Here is a 21,642-nt window from a genome sequence, read left to right as displayed (position 1 = left end):
GCGGTGTATGCACTGAACCACCGGCCACGCAAGTGCCTGGGCTGGCGTACTCCGCATGAGGTGTTCTATGGGCTGGAGATCACTCCGCTTAGACTTGAGACTCGCGCACTTCGTACTTGAATCCGCGACTCAAATTCATTGCCGGAGCCCGCGCAATCGCCGTACCGCTCAAACCGTGGCCGCACCACGCCGTCGATGAGCACCTGTTCTTCAAACATGGCGGCGGGGCGCACCCACAGGCCGCGCTGGCCATAGAGCGCGCGGTACAGCGTCATGGGCTCCAGGGTCTCGCTGTGGCGCACGGTGTCGAGCACCTCATAGAGCATTCCCTTGTAGTGGCGGTACAGGCCCGGTGGCGTGCGGATAAGTGCGGGCAGGTCGTCGTCGGTCATTGCGGCAGTGGCGGGTGATAAGAGAAACGCGGGGAGACGGATTGCAAACCCCGTAGATTGTCAACGCCCGCTGCGCAGGACTGGGCATGGCAGCGCTGCAGGAAGTGCGGGGGATGCAGCCGTGTCGCTGAACCTTGGGAACCTTGGATAGGGGGGCACGCGCTGATCGGGGTGTCGGTGGGACAATCGGGGCATGCACCCCAAAGTACTTATCGATGCTTGTGCCGAACTCATCCGGCTCACACTCACCTTTGAACACCCCGCCGACGCCGTGGTCTCGCGGTTTTTCCGCGACAACCGGGGCCTTGGTCCCCGCGAACGCGCCACGCTGGCCGAGACGGTCTACACCGTGTTGCGCAAAAAACTGTTGTTTGACCACATGGCCCCTTCGGGTTCCGGCCCCAAAGAGCGCCGCCTGGCCATCCTGGGGTTCCATGGCCCGCGCGACTTTTTGCTGGGCGGCCTGACCGATCAAGAAAAGAACTGGCTCGAACAATGCGACTCCGTCAAGCCCGATGACCTGATGGAGCGGCACCGCCATAACCTGCCCGAATGGCTGGTGCAGCCCCTCAAGGACCAGTTGGGCGCAGGCTTTTGGCCGCTGGTAGAGAGCCTGTCGCAAAGTGCGCCCCTCGATCTGCGCGTCAATGCCTTGAAGGAAAAACGGGCAGATGTGCAGAAGGAGCTTGCGAAAGCAGCTATTAAATCAGTAACGACTCCTTATTCTCCGTGGGGCCTGCGCATTGAGGGCAAGCCCGCGCTGACCAAGCTCGATGCGTTCACGCGCGGCGCCATCGAGGTGCAGGACGAAGGCTCGCAGCTGCTGGCCCTGCTGCTCGACGCCAAGCGTGGCGAGATGGTGGTGGATTTTTGCGCGGGCGCGGGCGGCAAGACGCTGGCCATTGGCGCCACCATGCGCAGCACCGGCCGGCTGTATGCGTTTGATGTGTCGGCCCACCGGCTCGATGCGCTCAAGCCCCGGCTGGCGCGCAGCGGCCTGTCGAACGTGCACCCGGCGGCCATTGCCCATGAGCGCGACGAGCGCATCAAGCGCCTGGCGGGCAAGATTGATCGCGTGCTGGTGGATGCACCTTGTTCGGGCCTGGGCACGCTGCGCCGCAACCCCGACCTCAAATGGCGCCAGTCGGCCAAAAGCGTGCAGGAACTGGTGGCCAAACAAACCGCCATCCTGGACAGCGCCGCCCGCCTGCTCAAGTCGGGTGGGCGACTGGTGTATGCCACCTGCAGCATCCTGCCCCAGGAAAACGAGGCCATCGCCGAGGCGTTCAGTGCCGCGCACCCGGATTTCGAGATGCTTGAGGCCGGTGAATTGCTGGAGCAACTGAAAGTGGCAGATGCCCGCAGCCTGTGCAGCGGCGGTGCCTCGGGCACTGGCTATTTGCGTCTGTGGCCCCACCTGCACCAGACCGACGGGTTTTTCGCGGCAGTCTGGGCCAAAAAGGCCTGAGAAGGGTGAAACAACCCGGGACGCCCGCTTAGGCGCTCCGGGTTCATTCACACTTTCTTACCCGATCAGCGGGGGCGCGCACCGGCTCCGTCGGTTGAAAATGGGCCTGAACGCGTTGCCATGCACCGAACTCACGCGAGGCGTGGCACTCCAGGAGTTGCAGTCCGTTCTGTTGGGTGCGGGTTTGCTGAAGCAAGGGGTCTGATGATGCTGTTACCCGATGGGGCTGTATTGAACGCCACCGTGGATTGGCTGGGCCATGGCTTGTGGCGCCTGACCTGGTGGCAGATCGTGCTGTACACCCTGGCAACCACCCACCTCACCATTGCAGCGGTCACGATTTTTCTGCACCGCTCACAGGCGCACCGCGCACTCGATCTGCACGCCATTCCCGCGCATTTCTTTCGTTTCTGGCTGTGGATGGGCACGGGCATGGTCACCAGGGAATGGGTGGCGATTCACCGCAAGCACCACGCCAGATGTGAAACCTTGGACGACCCCCACAGCCCGCAGACGCGCGGCCTGGGCACCGTGATGTGGCGCGGCGCCGAGCTGTACCGTGCCGAGTCGAAGAACCTGGAAACAATCAAAAAGTTTGGCCACGGCACACCGAACGACTGGATCGAGCGCAACCTGTACAGCCGCTTCAGCTGGCAGGGGGTGGCGCTGATGCTGATTCTGGATCTGGCCCTGTTTGGTGCGCTGGGCGCTGCTGTGTGGGCCGTGCAGATGGTCTGGATACCTTTTTGGGCGGCTGGCGTGGTCAATGGCGTGGGCCACTACTGGGGCTATCGCAACTTCGAGGCGCACGACGCCAGCACCAACCTCTTGCCCTGGGGCATCGTCATTGGCGGCGAAGAGCTGCACAACAACCACCACACTTACCCCACGTCGGCCAAGTTCTCGGTGAAGCGCTATGAGTTCGATATCGGATGGGCCTACATCCGCCTGATGCAGGCGATGGGCTGGGCCACGGTCAAAAAAGTGCCGCCCAGATTGCAACTAGGCGAGGTCAAGCCCGTGGCCGATGAAAAGACGCTGGAGGCCCTGATTGCCAACCGCTATGAAGTGATGGCCGCTTATGGGCGCGGTGTGCGCCAGGCCTGTCGTGCCGAGCTGGCCGCGTTGCAGGCGCGCCAGGCTGATGCAACGGTGCTCAAGGTGGCCAGGCGCTGGCTGCACCGTGATGTGGAAAAGGTGCCCGCCATGGCATTGCCGCAATTGGCGCAGGTGCGCGCCGCTTCGCCCGTGCTCGACACCATGATCACCATGCGCGAGGAGTTGCGCCAGCTGTGGCTGAACACCTCGCGCTCGCGTGAGCAGCTCACGCTGGATCTGCAGGCCTGGTGCCGCCGGGCCGAGGAGAGTGGCATTGCGGCGCTGCATGATTTTTCGATGCGCTTGCGCGCGGCGCAGGCCTGACGGTTGCCCTGATGATGATTGAGCCCCGCCCGCCGGGGCGACAACGCAGCGGGTGTTTTGGCAAATTCGCCTTCGCATGGTGGGCGCGGGCATGAAAAAACCGCCCAACCTTGCGGCAGGGCGGTTTTTCCGAAAGACCTGAGGCTGAATTACTTCAGCTTCATTTCCTTGTATTCCACATGCTTGCGAGCCTTGGGATCAAACTTCATGATCGCCATCTTCTCGGGCATGGTCTTCTTGTTCTTGGTCGTGGTGTAGAAATGACCGGTACCCGCAGTGGATTCCAGCTTGATCTTGTCGCGTCCGCCTTTGCTTGCCATGGTGCTTCTCCTTAAGCCTGACCACGTGCGCGCAGGTCTGCGAGCACCGAGTCGATACCGTTCTTGTCGATCAAACGCAGGGCAGCGCTCGAAACACGCAGGCGAACCCAGCGGTTTTCGGTCTCAACCCAGAAACGGCGGTATTGCAGGTTCGGCAGGAACCGGCGCTTGGTTTTATTGTTGGCGTGGGAAACGTTGTTCCCGACCATGGGCTTCTTGCCCGTTACGTCGCAGACGCGTGCCATGAGGACACTCCGATACTTTTTAACGGCCGTTCGCTGGGCCCTGGGCTTGTTTGCCCAGGTTGGCTAGCGGCCTCACCTCGCCAGAAAGGGTGGCGGTAACCCGATTTGCCTGTTTCGGAGGACCGCAAAAACGGGCCGAATTCAGCAAAGCCACAGATTATAGCCTGCGGCTCACTTTTTGTCGCCGGGCCGCCCCAAGACAGATAAGCCCCCAGCGGGAGGCGGCGACCCGCACAGCGACGGAGTCTGGGGACGCCCTGGCTTTCTCAAGACTCCTGTTCGAGGAAGCGCTGGGCGTCCAGGGCCGCCATGCAGCCGGTGCCTGCACTGGTGATGGCCTGGCGGTACACATGGTCCTGCACGTCGCCCGCGGCAAAGATGCCAGGCACGCTGGTCTGCGTGGCAAAGCCCTTGAGGCCGCCTTGCGTGACGATATAGCCATTTTCCATGGTCAGCTGGCCCTGGAAGATGTCGGTATTGGGCGCATGGCCAATGGCGATGAAGCAGCCTTGCAGCGCGATGTCCTGCGTGCTGCCATCCACCGTGCTCTTGATGCGGATGCCCGTCACGCCCGTGTTGTCGCCCAGCACCTCGTCGAGGGTGTGGAACACCTTGAGCTCGATCTTGCCGGCAGCCACCTTTTCGTTGAGCTTGTCCACCAGGATGGGCTCGGCCTTGAATTTGTCGCGCCGGTGCACCAGCGTCACCTTGCGTGCAATGTTCGACAGGTACAGGGCCTCTTCCACGGCCGTGTTGCCGCCGCCTACCACGCACACGTCCTGGTCGCGGTAGAAGAAGCCATCGCAGGTGGCACAGCCCGAAACGCCCTTGCCCATGAAAGCCTCTTCGGAGGGCAGGCCCAGGTATTTGGCCGATGCGCCGGTGGCGATGATGAGCGAGTCGCAGGTGTAGGTGCCGCTGTCGCCCGTCAGCGTGAAGGGGCGCTGGCTGAAATCGACCTTGTTGATGTGGTCAAAAATGATCTGTGTCTTGAAGCGCTCGGCATGCTCCAGAAAGCGCTGCATCAGGTCCGGGCCCTGCACGCCGTGCACGTCGGCTGGCCAGTTGTCCACCTCGGTGGTGGTCATGAGCTGGCCGCCCTGCGCGATGCCGGTGATGAGCACCGGGTTCAGGTTGGCGCGCGCCGCATAGACAGCCGCCGTATAGCCTGCAGGGCCAGATCCGAGGATCAGAACTTTCGCGTGTTGGGTGGTGGACATGGACTAAACCTGTGTTTTGCATTGGCCTCAAGCCAGATGCTGTTGAAAAAATGCGGAATCAACCGTCAAGTATCCACCGCACGCGGCCTTTTCAGGTGACCCCTTATCAATCAGCGCGATTGTAAGAACCCATGAAAAACCTGTTGCGGCACAGGTCGCATGGCACCAAAACAACGCGCGCTGTGCGTATGTGTGCGGTACGAGTGCCCTGTGTTCGCCCCAAAACAGCAAGATAGAGTCACTGGCGTTACCGGATGTTTATGGGTGGGGCTGGGTTGCCACTGCGGGACGGTGTGACCCCTGTGGTGCATGGGGTAAGCTTGCCCGGCACGCTTATGACCTATTCACTCAATACCCTGAATGCTTCTTCTTCGGCCCGGTCTGCACCCCGCACCGGTGCAGCCCGCTTCGGCCACGAAATAGGCCTTGTCGTGGGCCTGCTGGCGCTGGTTTTCTGGCTGCTGGCGCTGTCCAGCTACTCCGCACAGGACGCTGCCTGGTCCACCTCGGGCACGCGCGGCGACCGGTTGGTGGCCAACTGGGCAGGGCGGTTTGGTGCCTGGCTGGCTGACGGCAGCTATTTCATGCTGGGGTTTTCGGTGTGGTGGTGTGTGGCGGCAGGGGTGCGTGCCTGGATTGCTTCGCTGGCGCGCTGGATGCGTGGCGGCGAACCTGTGGTGGGTGCCGCAAGCCCCGCCGTGCGCCGTGCGTTGTTCTGGGGTGGGCTGGCGCTGCTCATGAGCGCCAGTACGGCGCTGGAATGGTCGCGCCTTTACCGCCTCGAAGCGCTGCTGCCGGGGCATGCGGGGGGCGTGCTGGGCTACATCGTGGGGCCTGCCAGTGTGAAATGGCTGGGTTTTACGGGCTCGGGCTTGCTGGGCATCGTGGTCCTGGTGCTGGGGGCTGCCCTGGTGTTCCGTTTTTCCTGGGGTCATGTGGCAGAGGTGCTGGGTGCCCGCATTGATACCCTGGTGCGGTCGCGCCTGGCCCGGCGCGAAGTGGCCAAGGATGTGGCCGTGGGCCGAAAGGCCGCGCGCGAGCGCGCTGTGGTGGTGCTGGAAGAGCGCACCGAAAGCGAAGAGCACCATCCTGCGCCGGTGCAGATCATCGAGCCGGTGCTGGCGGATGTGCCCCAAAGCGCCCGTGTGGTCAAAGAGCGGCAAAAGCCCCTGTTCACCGAAATGCCCGACAGCAAGCTGCCGCTGGTGGACCTGCTCGACGGCCCGCTGCTGCGCCAGGAGACCGTGGCACCCGAGACACTGGAGATGACCAGCCGCCTCATCGAGAAAAAGCTCAAGGACTTCGGCGTGGAGGTGCGCGTGGTGGCGGCCATGCCCGGCCCGGTGATCACCCGCTACGAAATCGAGCCGGCCACGGGCGTGAAAGGCTCGCAGATCGTGGGCCTGGCCAAGGACTTGGCGCGCTCGCTCAGCCTGGTGTCCATCCGCGTGGTGGAGACCATTCCCGGTAAAAACTATATGGCGCTGGAGCTGCCCAACGCCAAGCGCCAGTCCATCCGCCTGTCTGAAATTCTGGGCTCGCAGGTCTACCACGAAGCTAAGAGCATGCTCACCATGGGCCTGGGCAAGGACATCGTGGGCAACCCGGTGGTGGCCGACCTGGCCAAGATGCCGCATGTGCTGGTGGCCGGCACCACCGGATCGGGCAAATCGGTCGGTATCAACGCCATGATTTTGTCGCTGCTTTACAAGGCCGAGGCGCGCGATGTGCGCCTGTTGATGATCGACCCCAAAATGCTGGAAATGTCGGTGTACGAAGGCATTCCGCACCTGCTGGCGCCCGTAGTCACCGACATGAAGCAGGCCGCCAATGCACTGAACTGGTGTGTGGCCGAGATGGAGCGGCGCTACAAGCTCATGTCCAAGCTCGGTGTGCGCAACCTGGCGGGCTACAACGTCAAGATCGACGAAGCCAAGGCGCGCGAAGAATTCATCTACAACCCCTTCAGCCTCACGCCCGAAAGTCCTGAGCCGCTGCAGCGCCTGCCGCACATCGTGGTCATCATCGACGAGCTGGCCGACCTGATGATGGTGGTGGGCAAGAAGATCGAAGAGCTGATCGCGCGCCTGGCGCAGAAGGCGCGCGCGGCGGGCATTCACCTGATTTTGGCCACCCAGCGCCCCAGTGTGGATGTGATCACGGGCCTCATCAAGGCCAACATTCCCACCCGCATTGCGTTTTCGGTAGGCTCCAAGATCGACAGCCGCACCATCCTCGACCAGATGGGTGCCGAGGCCCTGCTGGGCATGGGCGACATGCTCTACATGGCCAGCGGCACCGGCCTGCCGATCCGTGTGCACGGCGCCTTTGTCAGTGACGAAGAGGTGCACCGCGTGGTGAGCTACCTCAAGAGCCAGGGCGACCCTGATTACATTGAGGGCGTGCTCGAAGGGGGAACTGTGGACGGCGACAGTGATCTGACCGCAGACGGTGGTGACGGCGGCGAGAAAGACCCCATGTACGACCAGGCCGTGGAAGTGGTGCTCAAAGACCGCAAGGCCAGCATCTCCTACGTGCAGCGCAAGCTGCGCATTGGCTACAACCGCTCGGCACGCCTGCTTGAAGACATGGAAAAGGCGGGTCTGGTCAGTGGCCTCACCACCAGCGGCCAGCGTGAAGTGCTGGTACCCGCACGCAGTGAATGACGGGGGCAGGGCAATGAGCCCGGCCCTGCGGTCACCCCAAAGGAGTTTCTGTTGAAAAAAATCGCTATTGCAATTTTGATAGCAGCTGGCGCACAGCTGGCAAGCGCTGACGGGCTAAAAAGCCTTGAATCCTTCATGAAGGGCAGCCAGACCGGCCGCGCCGACTTTACCCAGGTGGTCACCTCGCCCCCGAAAGACGGCCAGGTCGCGCGCACCAAAACCAGCAGTGGCACATTCGAGTTCCAGCGGCCGGGGCGGTTCAAGTTCGTTTACAAAAAGCCTTTCGAACAGACCATCGTGGCCGATGGGCAAACGCTGTGGCTTTACGACACCGATCTGAACCAGGTCACCCAGCGTGCCCAGTCCCAGGCTTTGGGCAGCACGCCCGCCGCGCTGCTGGCCTCTGCGCCCGACCTGTCGGCGCTGAAGGCCGATTTCACGCTGGAAGCCGCCCCCGACCAGGATGGCCTGCAATGGGTGCTGGCGCGTCCCAAGACCAAAGATGGCCAACTGCAGAGCGTGCGCGTAGGCTTTGCGGGTGAACAACTGGCCGCGCTCGACATTCTGGACAGCTTTGGCCAGCGCTCGGCCATCCGCTTCACTGGCATGCAGGCCAATGCAGCGCTGCCACCCGCCACCTTCCAGTTCAAGCCGCCGCAAGGGGCGGATGTAGTACGGCAGTAAATTTTTTGGCGACTGAATCGGGGTTCAGCCCCAGGCCAACGACATCAACCCGGCGGAAACCGCAAGCGCGTGGACCACAGCGGCGGCAATGGTGAGCACCATCGCCGGTTGCAGGCGTTGTGCCGCGTGGGCATGGTGCATCAGTGACGCGGCCGCTGCCAGGGACAGGGGCAGGGACACCATGCCCCACAACGCAGTCGTGGGCGGGATCAGCAGCCATACGCCGAGCGCGAGCCACCCGTGCGCCGCCAGGGCGATCCCCAGATAGAGCCAGGCGGCGCGGCGTGCTCCCATGCGCACCACCAGCGTCTTTTTGCCCACCTGTGCGTCCGAGGGGGCGTCTGCAAAGCCGGCAATCAACAGGATATTGGCGACCAGCAGCCCGAAACTCACGGCGGACACCGCCGGTATCAAGAAGAAATGGCGCCGCTGAACATAGTCGGCCCCCAGTACCACCAGCCACCAAGCGACGGCTGCGGTCACTTCACCGAGCCCTCGTGACATCAGCTTGAATGGCGGCGCAGAGTAAGCCCAGGCCAAAAAAAGCCCCGCCATGCCAATCAAGAGCAAGCCGCCGCCCGTTTTGACCGCCAGCAACAGGCCTGCGGGGATCAGCAACAGCAGCAGCAACGCTGCCCAGCGGGCCGTGTCCAGCGCGGACACCTGCCCCTGCTGGATCAGCCGGGCGCCACCCGAAAACGGATACAGCCCCTGCTGATTGGCCGCGTCTGCGCCGTTGCGGGCGTCGTGGTAGTCGTTGAGCACGTTGGCTCCTGCGTGCGCCATGATGGCCAGCACCATGGTGGCTGCCGCCCTGGCGGGATCGAACCCGCAGCCGCAGGCCACGGCAAATGACATCCCCAGCACGCACGCCGCTGCGGTCAAAAGCAAAAAGTGTGGCCGCGTCATGCGCAGCAGCATTCGCCAGCCCGGTGATGGCGGGGGCGTCGTGTCGAGGGATGCTGGGGGGAGGGGGATGGAAGGCACAGCGAATGGATCCGTAGGCGGTACCATTTTCGCCTGTGCTGCTGCACAGTGTGTTGTGCTCCGTCAGGTTGCCGTGGCGGTGGCATGATTGCCGTGCCAGGCATGTGAGCCGCAATGCCCGTTATTCATGACAGATGCCCCCAAAGCGGCCAGCGTGCCGCATTCTCATACTCCACTCGCCGAGTTGCTGCGCCCGCGCAGCCTTGCGCAGGTGATTGGCCAGCAGCATGTGCTGGGGCCGGGCATGCCGCTGCGCCTGGCGTTTGAGTCGGGGCGGCCGCACAGCTGCATTCTGTGGGGGCCGCCGGGTGTGGGCAAGACAACGATTGCGCGGCTCATGGCCTATGCGTTTGATGCGCAGTTCATCAGCATCAGCGCAGTGCTGGGCGGGGTCAAGGACATCCGCGAGGCTGTCGAGCGGGCACAGGTTGCGCGTGATGGGCTGATGCAGCAGCACACCCTGGTGTTCGTTGATGAAGTGCACCGCTTCAACAAGAGCCAGCAGGACGCGTTTTTGCCCCATGTCGAAAGCGGCCTGTTCACGTTCATCGGCGCGACCACTGAGAACCCGTCGTTTGAAGTCAACTCGGCCCTGCTGTCGCGCGCGGCGGTGTATGTGCTGCAGCCATTGTCGGTCGATGATTTGAAGCAAATTGTGGCTCTAGCCCAATCGCAGAAAGCGCTACGTGCTATTGAAAATGAAGCGGTCGAGCGGCTTGTGGCGTATTCCGATGGCGATGCCCGGCGCCTGCTCAACACGCTGGAGACGCTGGAGATGGCGGCGCAGCAGGAGCAGCTGGCCGAAATCACCGACGCCTGGCTGCTCAAGGTGCTGGGCGAGCGCATGCGACGCTATGACAAAGGCGGCGAGCAGTTCTACGACACCATCAGCGCGCTGCACAAATCGGTGCGCGGCTCCGACCCCGACGCGGCGCTGTACTGGCTGGTGCGCATGCTCGACGGCGGCGCCGACCCGCGCTACATGGCGCGCCGCCTGGTGCGCATGGCCAGCGAAGACATTGGCCTGGCCGACCCGCGCGCGCTGCGCCTGGCACTCGACTGCGCCGAGGTGTACGAGCGCCTGGGCAGCCCCGAGGGCGAGCTGGCGCTGGCCGAATGCGTGGTCTACCTGGCCGTGGCGCCCAAGTCCAACGCCGTCTACAAGGCCTACAACGCCGCCCGCGCCCTGGTAAAGCAGGACAGCACGCGCCCCGTGCCCATGCACCTGCGCAACGCGCCCACCAAGCTCATGAAAGCGCTGGACTATGGCAAGGGCTACCGCTACGCGCACGACGAGGAGGGCGGTTTTGCCGCCGGCGAGCGCTACCTGCCCGACGGCATGGACGAGCCGGGCTTCTACCAGCCGGTCGAGCGGGGCCTGGAAATCAAGATTGCGCAAAAGCTGCGGGACATGCGCGCGCGCAATGCGGCCGTCGCTGTCACAGCCGCTGCCATCGACCCGGATCCGCAGACGCCTTGAACGCAACCTGCGGGCTGCACTGAATGCCATGGCCGCAGACGCCGCGATGGGCGTTGGCGGTGTGGCGGACGCATGGGCACGCTTGCGGTGATAAATCTGAACGTCTTGTGCGGCAGGTCCATCAACCTTGCTTATGCACGGCGTCCCTGGCTGATGGGCCTGAAACCCAAGGGAAAACCCCGCCGACCAGGGCCCGGGCGGCCACAGACTACTCGCTACAATCCCGTCCTCAAACCCGCACAGCTGCACTCCTGGCGGGTTTTTTGCTACATGGCAGTCGGGCCCACAAGGCTGTACCGATTTCGGTGCCAAAGCGGTGGGTACGTCACAAACGAAGGACTTCTCTTATGGACATTTTGCTGCAGCAGATCATCAACGGTCTGGTTCTCGGCAGCATGTACGCCTTGATAGCCTTGGGCTACACGATGGTGTACGGCATTATTCAGCTGATCAATTTTGCCCATGGCGAAGTGCTCATGGTCGGCGCTCTCACCAGTTGGAGTTGCATAGGGCTCATGCAGGACGCCATGCCAGGCGCCCCCGGCTGGCTCATCCTGCTGCTGGCCACCATCATTGCCTGCGTGGTGGCTGCCACGCTCAATTTCGTGATCGAGAAGGTGGCTTACAAACCGCTGCGCACCAGCCCGCGCCTGGCGCCGCTGATCACGGCCATCGGCATGTCGATCCTGCTGCAGACGCTGGCCATGATCATCTGGAAGCCCAACTACAAGTCGTACCCCACCTTGCTGCCGGCCGCGCCGTTCGAGGTGGGCGGGGCGGTCATCACATCCACCCAGATTTTGATTCTGGGCGTGACCGTGGTGGCCCTGGCAGCGCTTATGTACCTGGTGAATTACACCAAGCTCGGCCGCGCCATGCGTGCCACGGCAGAAAACCCCCGCGTGGCCTCGCTCATGGGCGTCAAACCCGACATGGTGATCTCGGCCACCTTCATCATCGGCGCCGTCCTGGCCGCCATCGCCGGCATCATGTATGCGTCCAACTACGGCACGGCGCAGCACACCATGGGCTTCCTTCCAGGGCTCAAGGCCTTCACGGCGGCGGTTTTTGGCGGCATCGGCAATCTGGCCGGCGCCGTGGTGGGGGGCATCCTGCTGGGCCTGATCGAGGCCATCGGTTCGGGCTACATCGGTGCGCTCACGGGCGGTGTGCTGGGCAGCCACTACACCGACATCTTTGCGTTCATCGTGCTCATCATCATCCTGACGCTGCGCCCCTCGGGCCTGCTGGGTGAGCGTGTGGCGGATCGCGCCTGAGGAGCACCAGACCATGAAAAACACCAAACTCAACTGGATCCTGGGCGGCATTGCCCTGCTGGTCCTGCCACTGATCCTGCAATATTTCGGCAACGCCTGGGTGCGCATTGCCGACCTGGCGCTGCTCTATGTGATGCTGGCCCTGGGCCTGAACATCGTGGTCGGCTATGCCGGCCTGCTCGACCTGGGCTATGTGGCGTTTTATGCCGTGGGTGCCTACCTGTTTGCCCTGATGGCATCGCCGCACCTGGCGGACAACTTTGCGGCATTTGCCGCCATGTTTCCCAACGGGCTGCACACCTCGCTGTGGCTCGTGATACCACTGGCGGCGCTGGTGGCGGCGATCTTCGGGGCGGTGCTGGGGGCTCCGACGCTCAAGCTGCGCGGCGATTACCTGGCCATCGTGACCCTGGGCTTTGGCGAAATCATCCGCATCTTCCTGAACAACCTCGATCACCCCGTCAACCTGACCAACGGCCCCAAGGGCATGGGCCAGATCGACTCGGTCAAGATCTTCGGGCTCGATCTGGGCAAGCGGCTGGAGCTGTTTGGCTTTGACATCAACTCCGTCACGCTCTACTACTACCTGTTCCTGGTGCTGGTGGTCGTCAGCGTCATCATTTGCTACCGCCTGCAGGACTCGCGCATCGGCCGCGCCTGGATGGCCATCCGCGAAGACGAAATCGCCGCCAAGGCCATGGGCATCAACACGCGCAACATGAAGCTGCTGGCCTTTGGCATGGGGGCCTCGTTCGGCGGCGTGTCGGGCGCCATGTTCGGTGCCTTTCAGGGCTTTGTCTCGCCCGAATCCTTCAGCCTGATGGAGTCGGTCATGATCGTCGCCATGGTGGTGCTGGGCGGCATTGGCCACATTCCGGGCGTGATCCTGGGCGCCGTGCTGCTGTCGGCCCTGCCCGAGGTGCTGCGCTATGTGGCCGGCCCGCTGCAGGCCATGACCGACGGGCGCATTGACTCTGCCATCCTGCGCCAGCTGCTCATCGCGCTGGCCATGATCGTCATCATGCTGTTGCGTCCCCGTGGTCTGTGGCCAGCGCCCGAGCGCGGCAAGAGCCTCACACAGAAGACCTGAACACCACAGAGAGCGAAAACATGGCAGAACAAAACAAAGATGTGGTGCTGCGGGTTGCCGGCATCTCCAAGCGCTTTGGCGGCTTGCAGGCGCTGTCCGACGTGGGCATCACCATTGAACGCGGCCAGGTTTATGGCCTGATCGGCCCCAACGGTGCTGGCAAGACCACGTTTTTCAACGTGATCACCGGCCTCTATACCCCCGACAGCGGCACCTTCGAGCTGGCCGGCAAGCCCTACGAGCCCACCGCCGTGCACGAAGTGGCCAAGGCGGGCATCGCCCGCACCTTCCAGAACATTCGCCTGTTCGCCGAAATGACGGCCCTGGAGAACGTGATGGTGGGCCGCCATATCCGCACCAAATCGGGCCTGCTGGGCGCCGTGCTGCGCACCAAGAGCTTCAAGGAAGAAGAGGCCGCCATTGCCAAGCGGGCGCAAGAGCTGCTTGAATACGTGGGCATTGGCAAGTTTGCCGACTACAAGGCGCGCACCCTGAGCTATGGCGACCAACGCCGCCTGGAGATTGCCCGGGCCCTGGCCACCGACCCCCAGCTGATCGCGCTGGACGAGCCCGCCGCCGGCATGAACGCCACCGAAAAGGTGCAGCTGCGCGAGCTGATCGACCGCATTCGCAACGACAACCGCACCATCTTGCTGATCGAGCATGACGTGAAGCTGGTGATGGGCCTGTGCGACCGCGTGACGGTGCTCGACTACGGCAAGCAGATTGCCGAAGGCACCCCTGCCACCGTGCAGAAGAACGAAAAAGTGATTGAGGCCTATCTGGGCACCGGAGGACATTGAGAATGGCCGAGAAATCCAACAAGGTACTGCTGCAGGTCAAGGGCCTGAAGGTGGCCTACGGCGGTATCCAGGCCGTCAAGGGCGTGGACTTTGAAGTGCGCGAAGGCGAGCTGGTGTCGCTGATCGGCTCCAACGGCGCGGGCAAGACCACCACCATGAAGGCCATCACCGGCACACTGCCCATCAACGATGGCGACATCGAATACCTGGGCGAGAGCATCAAAGGCAAAGGCGCCTGGGACTTGGTGAAAAAGGGCTTGGTCATGGTGCCGGAAGGCCGCGGCGTGTTCGCCCGCATGACCATCACTGAAAACCTGCAGATGGGCGCCTACATCCGCAAGGACAAGGCGGGCATCCTGGCTGACATCGAGAAGATGTTCACCATCTTCCCGCGCCTGCGCGAACGCAAGGACCAGCTGGCCGGCACCATGTCGGGCGGTGAACAGCAAATGCTGGCCATGGGCCGCGCGCTGATGAGCCAGCCCAAGGTGCTGCTGCTCGACGAGCCCTCCATGGGCCTGTCGCCCATCATGGTGGACAAGATTTTTGAGGTGGTGCGCGACGTGTACCAGCTCGGCGTCACCATCTTGCTGGTCGAACAAAATGCCAGCCGCGCACTGGCCATTGCCGACCGCGGCTATGTGATGGAGTCGGGTCTGATCACCATGACCGGCCCTGGCCAGGAATTGCTGAGCGACCCGCGCGTGCGCGCCGCCTACCTGGGCGAGTGAGCGAGGCGCCCTTGGGCGCTGGCGTTCTTTCAAAGGCACTGCCGTGGCGGCAGTGCCTTTTTTTGTGACCGCGTGGTGGATATAAAATGCTATATTATTTATAGCTATTTGCGCTTATTCAATAAGGGCTAGAGCCGTATTTGGCTTGTATTTTGTTTTTATCGCTCTATGGCATGGTGTCCATGAACTATCTGCAATCGCTTCCCGTTGGTCTGCAAACCGTGATGTTGCTGGTGGCCGGCAATGTCTTCATGACCTTTGCCTGGTATGGCCACTTGAAGAACATGGCCACATCGCCCTGGTACATGGCGGCAGTGGTCAGTTGGGGCATTGCGCTGTTCGAGTATCTGCTGCAGGTGCCTGCCAACCGCATCGGCTACACGCAGTTCAATGTGGGGCAACTCAAGATCTTGCAAGAAGTCATCACGCTGTCGGTTTTTGTGCCTTTTGCGGTGTTTTATCTCGACCAGCCCCTGAAATGGGACTACCTGTGGGCGGGCCTGTGCATGCTGGGTGCGGTGTATTTCATCTTCCGCAGCGGGTGATTCTGGTGTGGCGCGCAGCGTCTGCGCCGGGCGTGAATTGGCGGGCGGTTAAACTTCGCGCATTCTTAAATGTCACAAATTGGTCACTTTTCCGTCATGAACGGATGGTAAGTGGCCATTTTTATTCCGATCCGTCCTAGGAGCTCCCATGCTGTTTGGCAAGCTATTGCCGCGCGAAGGCAATTTTTTCGAAATGTTCAACCAGCATGCGGACCGCATCGTCGAGGCCGCCCGGGCCTTTTCGCAGCTGGTGGCCAACTACAGTGATCCCCACCTGCGCGACAAGTACAACCAGGACGTGGACAACGCAGAGCGCGCTGCCGACCGCGTCACCCAGGATGTCAATCGGCTGATCCACAAGACGTTCATCACGCCGATCGACCGTGAGCAGATCCACTCGCTCATCAACACCATGGACGATGTGGCCGACCTGATCCAGGATTCGGCCGAGACCATGGCGCTGTACGACGTGCACCACATGACCGAGGAGATCACGCGCCTGACCGATCTGAGCCTTAAATGCTGCGAGCGTCTGCGCGACGCCGTGAAGCTGCTGGGCAAGATTGCGGACCCGGCCGTGGCGGAAGCCGCGCTCAAGACCTGTGAAGAAATCGACCGCCTCGAAAGCGATGCCGACCGCGTGATGCGCAGCGCCATGAGCAAGCTGTTTCGCGAAGAGCCCGATGTGCGCGAGGTAATCAAGCTCAAGGCCATTTACGAGCTGCTGGAGACCATCACCGACAAGTGCGAGGACGTGGCCAACTGCATCGAGGGCATCGTCCTCGAAAACTCCTGACCAACCGGGCGGATCAACATGGAAACCGTACAAGCAGCCCTGTGGGTTGTGGTTCTGCTCGTTGTCTTGGCGCTCCTGTTCGATTTCATGAACGGGTTTCACGACGCCGCCAATTCGATCGCCACGGTGGTGTCCACCGGCGTGCTCAAACCTGCCCAGGCCGTCCTGTTTGCCGCGTTCTTCAACGTGGTGGCCATTTTTGTCTTTCACCTGAGCGTGGCGGCCACGGTGGGCAAAGGCATTGTCCAGCCGGGCGTGGTGGACACCCATGTGGTGTTTGGCGCGCTGGTGGGGGCGATCACCTGGAACGTGATCACCTGGTACTACGGCATTCCCAGCAGCTCCTCGCATGCGCTGATTGGCGGCATCGTGGGTGCCGTGATCGCCAAGGCGGGTGCCGGCTCGCTGGTGTCCACCGGCATCCTCAAGACGGTGGCCTTCATTTTTGTGTCGCCATTGCTGGGCTTTTTGCTGGGCTCGCTGATGATGGTTGCGGTGTCATGGATGTTCAGGCGCGCACGCCCCAGCAGGGTGGACAAGTGGTTTCGCCGCCTGCAACTGGTATCGGCCGGAGCCTATAGCCTCGGGCACGGTGGTAACGATGCCCAAAAGACCATCGGCATCATCTGGCTGCTGCTGATCGCCACGGGTTATGCGTCGACCGCGGATGCCTCTCCGCCCACGTGGACCATCGTGAGCTGTTACCTGGCCATCGGTTTGGGCACCATGTTCGGTGGCTGGCGCATCGTGAAAACGATGGGGCAGAAAATCACCAAGCTCAAGCCCGTGGGCGGGTTCTGCGCCGAGACGGGCGGGGCGATGACGCTGTTCCTGGCCACCGCGATGGGGATTCCCGTGTCCACCACGCACACCATCACCGGCGCCATTGTCGGCGTGGGCTCCACGCAGCGCGCCAGCGCGGTGCGCTGGGGCGTGGCGGGCAACATCATCTGGGCCTGGGTTCTGACCATTCCGGCCAGCGCCTTCGTTGCGGCCATTGCCTACTGGGTCAGTCTACAGCTGTATTGATTCTGCAATTTGCTATCAAAAAAAGAGCTGCAGGCGCTTGTCAATAAAGCGCTTGCAGCTTTTTTTGCTTGAAATCAGCCGTTATTGAGAGATCTTGCGTGCTTCCTCGATCTGGTATTCAAAGTAGCGCTGAAAGCTGAACGCCAGACTGGCCATCAACACGGTCGTGCCGATCATCAGCGCGAGGCCGATGGCGAAAATGGTGGCCCACCGGGTGCGGCCAGCAGGTGCGTCCGGTGCGGCCGCCGGGTTGAAGCGGTCATTCCATTTCTCGGGGGCCATGAGGCCATACAGAATGGCTTGCAGCGCACAGCCTGCGATGGTGAACCCGAGCAGCGGGATCAGCACCCAGCTGTAGTGATCATCCTGCCCCAGCGCCTGCACCCGCTGGATGCCGTACAGGCCCAGTGCCGTGGGAATGGGCAGCAGCCAGCCGATCATGTCGGAAAGGCCATGCAGATAAAAGCGGTGCAGGCCCAAAGGCCCGCCCACAAAGGCGAGCCAGGCCGCCACGGTTTTGTTTTTCATCGTCGGGCCGCCCCAAGATGAAAAGCGGCCCCCTCGGGGGGCAGCGACCACACGGAGTGGGGAGCGTGGGGGTTATTTTTCATCGCCGGGCCGCCCCAAGATGAAAAGCGGCCCCCTCGGGGGGCAGCGACCACATGAAGTGGGGAGCGTGGGGGTTATTTTTCATCGCCGGGCCGCCCCAAGATGAAAAGCGGCCCCCTTGGGGGGCAGCGACCACACGAAGTGGGGAGCGTGGGGGTAATGTTTCATGCCCCGATTATTCTGGCGAAGTGGTATCGCCGGCGCCCAGGGTCTTTTCCATCAGCACGATGTCGCGCCAGGCGCCGAACTTCCAGCCCATCGACCGCAGGGTGCCCACGTCGGTGAAGCCCAGCGCACGGTGCAATCCGATCGAACCGGCGTTGGCCGAATCGCCAATCACGGCCAGCAGCTTGCGCACGCCGGCGGCTTCGGCCTGCAACGCCAGTTCTGCCAGCAGCTTGCGCCCTACGCCCATGCCGCGTGTGCTGTCGGCCACATAAATCGAGTCCTCGGCCGAGAAGCGGTAGGCCGGTCGTGGCTTGAACCAGTTGGCATAGGCAAAGCCCAGAATCTGCCCTTCTTTTTCGGCCACGAGCCAAGGCAGACCGCGCGCCAGCACGTCCGCGCGGCGTGTCGCCATGTCGGCTTCGGTGGGGGGATCGATCTCGAATGTGCCCGTGCCGTGCAGCACATGGTGTTGGTAAATGGCAGTGATGGCGGGAATATCGCTGTCGGTGCTGGGACGAATATTGGGCATGAAAGGGGGAAATGGATATAATCGCGGGCTTTGCAGCGTGTCGCTGGCCGGGTGGCCATGTCGCGTGTCTCAAGCGTTGCGAATATGGTTGCAAATACTGTGGCTCAAGGCAAATGTTGCCGGAGTTCACCACCCGAAGGATAAATCATGGTCGTCATTCGACTTTCCCGCGGCGGCTCCAAAGGTCGTCCTTTCTTCAACATCGTCGTTGCCGACAAGCGCGTGCGCCGTGATGGCCGCTTTATCGAGCGCATCGGTTTCTACAACCCCACCGCCAAGGAAAACGAAGAAGGCCTGCGCATCGTGCAAGACCGTCTGACGTACTGGAAGAGCGTGGGCGCCCAGTCTTCGCCTACGGTGGACCGCCTGATCAAGCAAGCCGCCAAGAAGGCTGCTTAAAGTCCCCCGAAAAGGGCGGGTTCCGTTGGCTTGCCCGGCGGAACCCGCCCTTTTCTTTTTTTCACGAGGTACACCATGGCCGCACCCCTGACGCTCGAACCCGCCGAACTCCCTGCCGATGCTGTTGAGGTCGGGCGCATTGCCGACGCCTGGGGCGTCAAGGGCTGGTTCAAGGTGTTGTCCCACAGTGCCAATGCAGAGGCGTTGTTTGCGGCGAAGCGCTGGTATTTGCAGCCCTCCGAGCGCGGGGCCAAGACATTCTCTGGCACGGTGCTGTTGCTGATTCGCCAGTCCAAGGTCCATTCCGACACGGTGGTGGCCTGGGCGCAGGGCATTGATGACCGTGATGCCGCAGAGGCGCTGCGTGGCGCGCGCATCTTTGTGCCCCGTTCGAGCTTTCCTGCTACCACGCAAGACGAGTATTACTGGGTCGATTTGATCGGTCTTCAGGTTGTCAACCGCGAAGGCGTGGAGCTGGGCCAGGTGCAGGAGCTGATGTCCACCGGCCCGCAGACGGTGCTGGTGCTAGCCTATGAGCAGGACGGCAAGTCCCTGGAGCGCATGATTCCGTTCGTCTCGGCATTTGTCGACAAGGTGGATCTGCCCGAGAAACGCATCACGGTTGACTGGCAGCCTGACTACTGACCGGCCTGGCTCCGGCGAGCCGCGCACCATGCGTTTTGACATCATCACCCTGTTCCCGGAGTTGTTTGCGCCGTTTCTGGCCGGCGGCGTAACCCGCCGCGCCTATGCCAGCGGGCAGGTCGATGTGCATCTGTGGAATCCGCGCGACCATGCCGAAGGCAACTACCGTCGCGTGGACGACCGCCCCTTTGGCGGTGGCCCCGGCATGGTGATGCTGGCCGAACCGCTGGCGCGGTGCCTTGCCGCCATCCGGGCCGAACGCGGCGAACCCGAAGACGCCCAGGCGCCGCTGGTCCTTTTTTCGCCCATCGGCGAAACCCTTAACCACGCGGCGGTAGAGCGCTGGTCGGCCAGTGCGGGCGCTGTTTTGTTGTGTGGGCGCTACGAAGGCATCGATCAGCGCTTCATCGACGCCCATGTCGATGTGCAGATGAGCCTGGGCGATTTCGTGCTGTCGGGTGGTGAAATTGCGGCCATGGCCTTGCTGGATGCCGTGGCGCGGTTGCAACCCGGCGTGCTCAACGATGAGGGCAGCCACCAGCTCGACAGCTTCAATCCGGCGCTCGATGGCCTGCTCGATTGCCCCCACTACACCCGCCCCGAGGAATGGGCGGGGCGCCCGGTGCCCGCGCCGCTGATGTCCGGGCACCACGCGCAGATTGAGCGCTGGCGGCGCGATCAGCGCCTGGCCATCACCGCAAAGCACCGGCCCGACCTGATCGATGCTGCGCGCAAGGCGGGGCGCTTGGTACCCGCCGATGAAGCGGTATTGGCCAAGCTCGGCTGAATTGCTATAATCAAAGGCTTTTCGATCCTCTGCCCGGCCGTTTTGACAGGGAGTTCTCCCGCAAAACACTGAGACGTCAATCCCGACGCAGCCATTTTTGGCGCGGACAAGATCGTTGGACACCAAAATGAACCTGATCCAGACCCTGGAAGCGGAAGAAATTGCCCGCTTGAACAAGACCATTCCCGTGTTTGCCCCTGGCGACACGGTCATCGTGAGCGTGAACGTGGTTGAAGGCACGCGCAAGCGCGTGCAGGCCTACGAAGGCGTGGTGATTGCCAAGCGCAATCGCGGCCTGAACAGCGGTTTCACGGTGCGCAAGATTTCCAGCGGCGAAGGCGTGGAGCGCACTTTCCAGACCTACAGCCCCCTGATCGCCAAGATCGAAGTCAAGCGCCGTGGTGACGTGCGCCGCGCCAAGCTGTACTACCTGCGTGAGCGCAGCGGCAAGTCGGCACGTATCAAGGAAAAGCTGCCTTCGCGTGTCAAGGTGGCTGCACCCGTCGCCGCATAAGGCACAGGCAACTTCCCCTGACCGGAGCCGCTACAGCATCTGCCTGTAGCGGCTTTTTGTTTTTTGCGGCCCTTGTGCCGTGTGTTCCTGGCTTGTCGTGAATCCGTCGCCCATTCCTGCTCCATCGGTCACGCCTGCGTCGCTTTCGACTCTGCCCGATTTTGATCCCCGTGCCGTTCCGGTGGTGGGGGTGGATGCGCATCTGCCCGCTGTTCCGCTACACGCACAGACACCGCAGGCCCTGCGGGCGCGCTTTGCCCACCCACCGCTTTGGACGCCTGAGGTGGTGCTGGAAAAGAAATTCATGAATCGCCAGCCTGCCCACGCCTCCGTGCTGGTGCCTATCGTGCTGCGCGAGCAGCCCATGGTGCTGCTGACGCAGCGGACGGCGCACCTGTCCACCCATTCGGGCCAGGTGGCTTTTCCCGGTGGACGGGCGGACGCGGAAGATGTCTCCACCGCTGACACGGCCTTGCGCGAGGCCGAGGAAGAAGTGGGCCTGGAGCGGCGCTTTGTCGAAGTGCTGGGCGTGCTGCCCACCTATGTCACCGGTTCATCGTTCATCATCACCCCGGTGGTGGCGCTGGTGCAGCCCGACTGCGTGCTGCACCCCAACCCCTACGAAGTGGCCGATGTGTTCGAGGTGCCCCTGGCGTTTTTGCTGAATCCTGCCCACCATCAGCGCCATATGTTCGAGTGGGAGGGTGTGCGCCGCGAGTGGTTCTCCATGCCCTATCAGGATGGCGAAAAGAATCGTTATATCTGGGGTGCCACGGCCGGTATGTTGCGCAATTTTTATCGATTCATGCTGGCGTGATGGCGGGGCGAGCGCTCGT

The 21,642-nt window shown here is 62.5% G+C and carries 24 protein-coding genes; 17 read left to right on the top strand and 7 right to left on the bottom strand.

The window, feature by feature from the left end:
• Window positions 1–65: 65 nt before the first annotated feature.
• On the bottom strand, window positions 66–392 hold the full coding sequence (locus DTW89_RS06590; protein WP_236637056.1) for a DUF1653 domain-containing protein: 327 nt from the start codon (window positions 390–392) through the stop codon (window positions 66–68).
• Between the two features lie 193 nt (window positions 393–585).
• On the opposite strand from DTW89_RS06590, the gene DTW89_RS06585 reads away from it, so the two are divergent.
• Both DTW89_RS06585 and DTW89_RS06580 read left to right on the top strand, forming a co-directional pair.
• Window positions 586–1,860: an RsmB/NOP family class I SAM-dependent RNA methyltransferase gene (locus tag DTW89_RS06585; RefSeq protein WP_114655355.1), complete on the top strand. Its 1,275-nt coding sequence runs from the start codon at window positions 586–588 to the stop codon at window positions 1,858–1,860.
• 207 nt (window positions 1,861–2,067) lie between these two features.
• Window positions 2,068–3,282: a DesA family fatty acid desaturase gene (locus DTW89_RS06580; RefSeq protein ID WP_114655361.1), complete on the top strand. Its 1,215-nt coding sequence runs from the start codon at window positions 2,068–2,070 to the stop codon at window positions 3,280–3,282.
• Window positions 3,283–3,431: 149 nt separating this feature from the next.
• Here the strand turns inward: DTW89_RS06580 and rpmG are convergent, their stop codons facing one another.
• The 3 genes from rpmG to trxB all read right to left on the bottom strand — a co-directional run bounded on the left by rpmG (window position 3,432) and on the right by trxB (window position 5,067).
• Window positions 3,432–3,602: a 50S ribosomal protein L33 gene (rpmG, locus tag DTW89_RS06575; protein WP_005797189.1), complete on the bottom strand. Its 171-nt coding sequence runs from the start codon at window positions 3,600–3,602 to the stop codon at window positions 3,432–3,434.
• Window positions 3,603–3,613: 11 nt separating this feature from the next.
• The gene (rpmB, locus tag DTW89_RS06570) at window positions 3,614–3,847 is read right to left on the bottom strand and encodes a 50S ribosomal protein L28 (RefSeq protein WP_007859763.1); all 234 of its coding nucleotides are present in this window, start codon (window positions 3,845–3,847) and stop codon (window positions 3,614–3,616) included.
• A gap of 266 nt (window positions 3,848–4,113) precedes the next feature.
• On the bottom strand, window positions 4,114–5,067 hold the full coding sequence (gene trxB, locus DTW89_RS06565) for a thioredoxin-disulfide reductase (protein ID WP_114655354.1): 954 nt from the start codon (window positions 5,065–5,067) through the stop codon (window positions 4,114–4,116).
• 335 nt (window positions 5,068–5,402) lie between these two features.
• On the opposite strand from trxB, the gene DTW89_RS06560 reads away from it, so the two are divergent.
• Complete coding sequence (locus DTW89_RS06560) at window positions 5,403–7,733, top strand: DNA translocase FtsK (RefSeq protein ID WP_114655353.1); 2,331 nt, start codon at window positions 5,403–5,405, stop codon at window positions 7,731–7,733.
• Between the two features lie 51 nt (window positions 7,734–7,784).
• Window positions 7,785–8,417, top strand: a complete 633-nt coding sequence (gene lolA, locus DTW89_RS06555; protein WP_114655352.1) for an outer membrane lipoprotein chaperone LolA — start codon at window positions 7,785–7,787, stop codon at window positions 8,415–8,417.
• Between the two features lie 24 nt (window positions 8,418–8,441).
• On the opposite strand, the gene DTW89_RS06550 is transcribed toward lolA, so the two are convergent.
• Window positions 8,442–9,326: a prenyltransferase gene (locus DTW89_RS06550; protein WP_236637055.1), complete on the bottom strand. Its 885-nt coding sequence runs from the start codon at window positions 9,324–9,326 to the stop codon at window positions 8,442–8,444.
• 205 nt (window positions 9,327–9,531) lie between these two features.
• Here DTW89_RS06550 and DTW89_RS06545 point away from each other — a divergent pair, with 205 nt between their 5' ends.
• The 8 genes from DTW89_RS06545 to DTW89_RS06510 all read left to right on the top strand — a co-directional run bounded on the left by DTW89_RS06545 (window position 9,532) and on the right by DTW89_RS06510 (window position 17,155).
• Window positions 9,532–10,884, top strand: coding sequence for a replication-associated recombination protein A (locus tag DTW89_RS06545; protein ID WP_114655351.1), 1,353 nt, complete (start codon window positions 9,532–9,534; stop codon window positions 10,882–10,884).
• Between the two features lie 347 nt (window positions 10,885–11,231).
• Window positions 11,232–12,161: a branched-chain amino acid ABC transporter permease gene (locus DTW89_RS06540; protein ID WP_114655350.1), complete on the top strand. Its 930-nt coding sequence runs from the start codon at window positions 11,232–11,234 to the stop codon at window positions 12,159–12,161.
• Between the two features lie 13 nt (window positions 12,162–12,174).
• Window positions 12,175–13,251: an ABC transporter permease subunit gene (locus DTW89_RS06535; protein ID WP_024814310.1), complete on the top strand. Its 1,077-nt coding sequence runs from the start codon at window positions 12,175–12,177 to the stop codon at window positions 13,249–13,251.
• A 20-nt stretch (window positions 13,252–13,271) separates the two neighbouring features.
• Entirely contained in the window at window positions 13,272–14,054 is a 783-nt protein-coding gene (locus DTW89_RS06530) for an ABC transporter ATP-binding protein (protein WP_024814311.1), read from the top strand.
• Window positions 14,055–14,056: 2 nt separating this feature from the next.
• Window positions 14,057–14,785, top strand: a complete 729-nt coding sequence (locus DTW89_RS06525; RefSeq protein WP_114655349.1) for an ABC transporter ATP-binding protein — start codon at window positions 14,057–14,059, stop codon at window positions 14,783–14,785.
• Between the two features lie 182 nt (window positions 14,786–14,967).
• The gene (locus DTW89_RS06520) at window positions 14,968–15,330 is read left to right on the top strand and encodes a DMT family protein (RefSeq protein ID WP_024814313.1); all 363 of its coding nucleotides are present in this window, start codon (window positions 14,968–14,970) and stop codon (window positions 15,328–15,330) included.
• Between the two features lie 148 nt (window positions 15,331–15,478).
• A complete protein-coding gene (locus tag DTW89_RS06515) occupies window positions 15,479–16,126 on the top strand; it encodes a DUF47 domain-containing protein (RefSeq protein ID WP_114655348.1) in 648 nt (215 codons plus the stop codon).
• Between the two features lie 18 nt (window positions 16,127–16,144).
• Window positions 16,145–17,155, top strand: a complete 1,011-nt coding sequence (locus tag DTW89_RS06510; RefSeq protein ID WP_024814315.1) for an inorganic phosphate transporter — start codon at window positions 16,145–16,147, stop codon at window positions 17,153–17,155.
• Between the two features lie 81 nt (window positions 17,156–17,236).
• On the opposite strand, the gene DTW89_RS06505 is transcribed toward DTW89_RS06510, so the two are convergent.
• Window positions 17,237–17,683: a hypothetical protein gene (locus DTW89_RS06505; protein WP_024814316.1), complete on the bottom strand. Its 447-nt coding sequence runs from the start codon at window positions 17,681–17,683 to the stop codon at window positions 17,237–17,239.
• Between the two features lie 256 nt (window positions 17,684–17,939).
• Entirely contained in the window at window positions 17,940–18,461 is a 522-nt protein-coding gene (locus DTW89_RS06500; protein WP_024814317.1) for a GNAT family N-acetyltransferase, read from the bottom strand.
• A 147-nt stretch (window positions 18,462–18,608) separates the two neighbouring features.
• Between DTW89_RS06500 and rpsP the strand changes: the two genes are divergently transcribed.
• From rpsP to DTW89_RS06475, 5 genes are all read left to right on the top strand, one after another.
• Window positions 18,609–18,860, top strand: coding sequence for a 30S ribosomal protein S16 (rpsP, locus tag DTW89_RS06495; protein WP_024814318.1), 252 nt, complete (start codon window positions 18,609–18,611; stop codon window positions 18,858–18,860).
• Window positions 18,861–18,935: 75 nt separating this feature from the next.
• Complete coding sequence (rimM, locus tag DTW89_RS06490) at window positions 18,936–19,505, top strand: ribosome maturation factor RimM (RefSeq protein ID WP_114655347.1); 570 nt, start codon at window positions 18,936–18,938, stop codon at window positions 19,503–19,505.
• Between the two features lie 28 nt (window positions 19,506–19,533).
• A complete protein-coding gene (trmD, locus tag DTW89_RS06485) occupies window positions 19,534–20,292 on the top strand; it encodes a tRNA (guanosine(37)-N1)-methyltransferase TrmD (protein ID WP_114655346.1) in 759 nt (252 codons plus the stop codon).
• A 127-nt stretch (window positions 20,293–20,419) separates the two neighbouring features.
• Entirely contained in the window at window positions 20,420–20,806 is a 387-nt protein-coding gene (gene rplS, locus DTW89_RS06480) for a 50S ribosomal protein L19 (protein WP_024814321.1), read from the top strand.
• 97 nt (window positions 20,807–20,903) lie between these two features.
• Entirely contained in the window at window positions 20,904–21,623 is a 720-nt protein-coding gene (locus tag DTW89_RS06475) for a CoA pyrophosphatase (RefSeq protein ID WP_201740957.1), read from the top strand.
• Window positions 21,624–21,642: the final 19 nt, after the last annotated feature.

The organism is Acidovorax sp. BoFeN1 (assembly GCF_003345135.1).
Lineage (GTDB): Bacteria > Pseudomonadota > Gammaproteobacteria > Burkholderiales > Burkholderiaceae_C > Acidovorax > Acidovorax defluvii.
The sequence above is the reverse complement of the archived record's forward strand: the minus strand, read 5'-3'. Positions and strand labels throughout refer to the sequence as shown.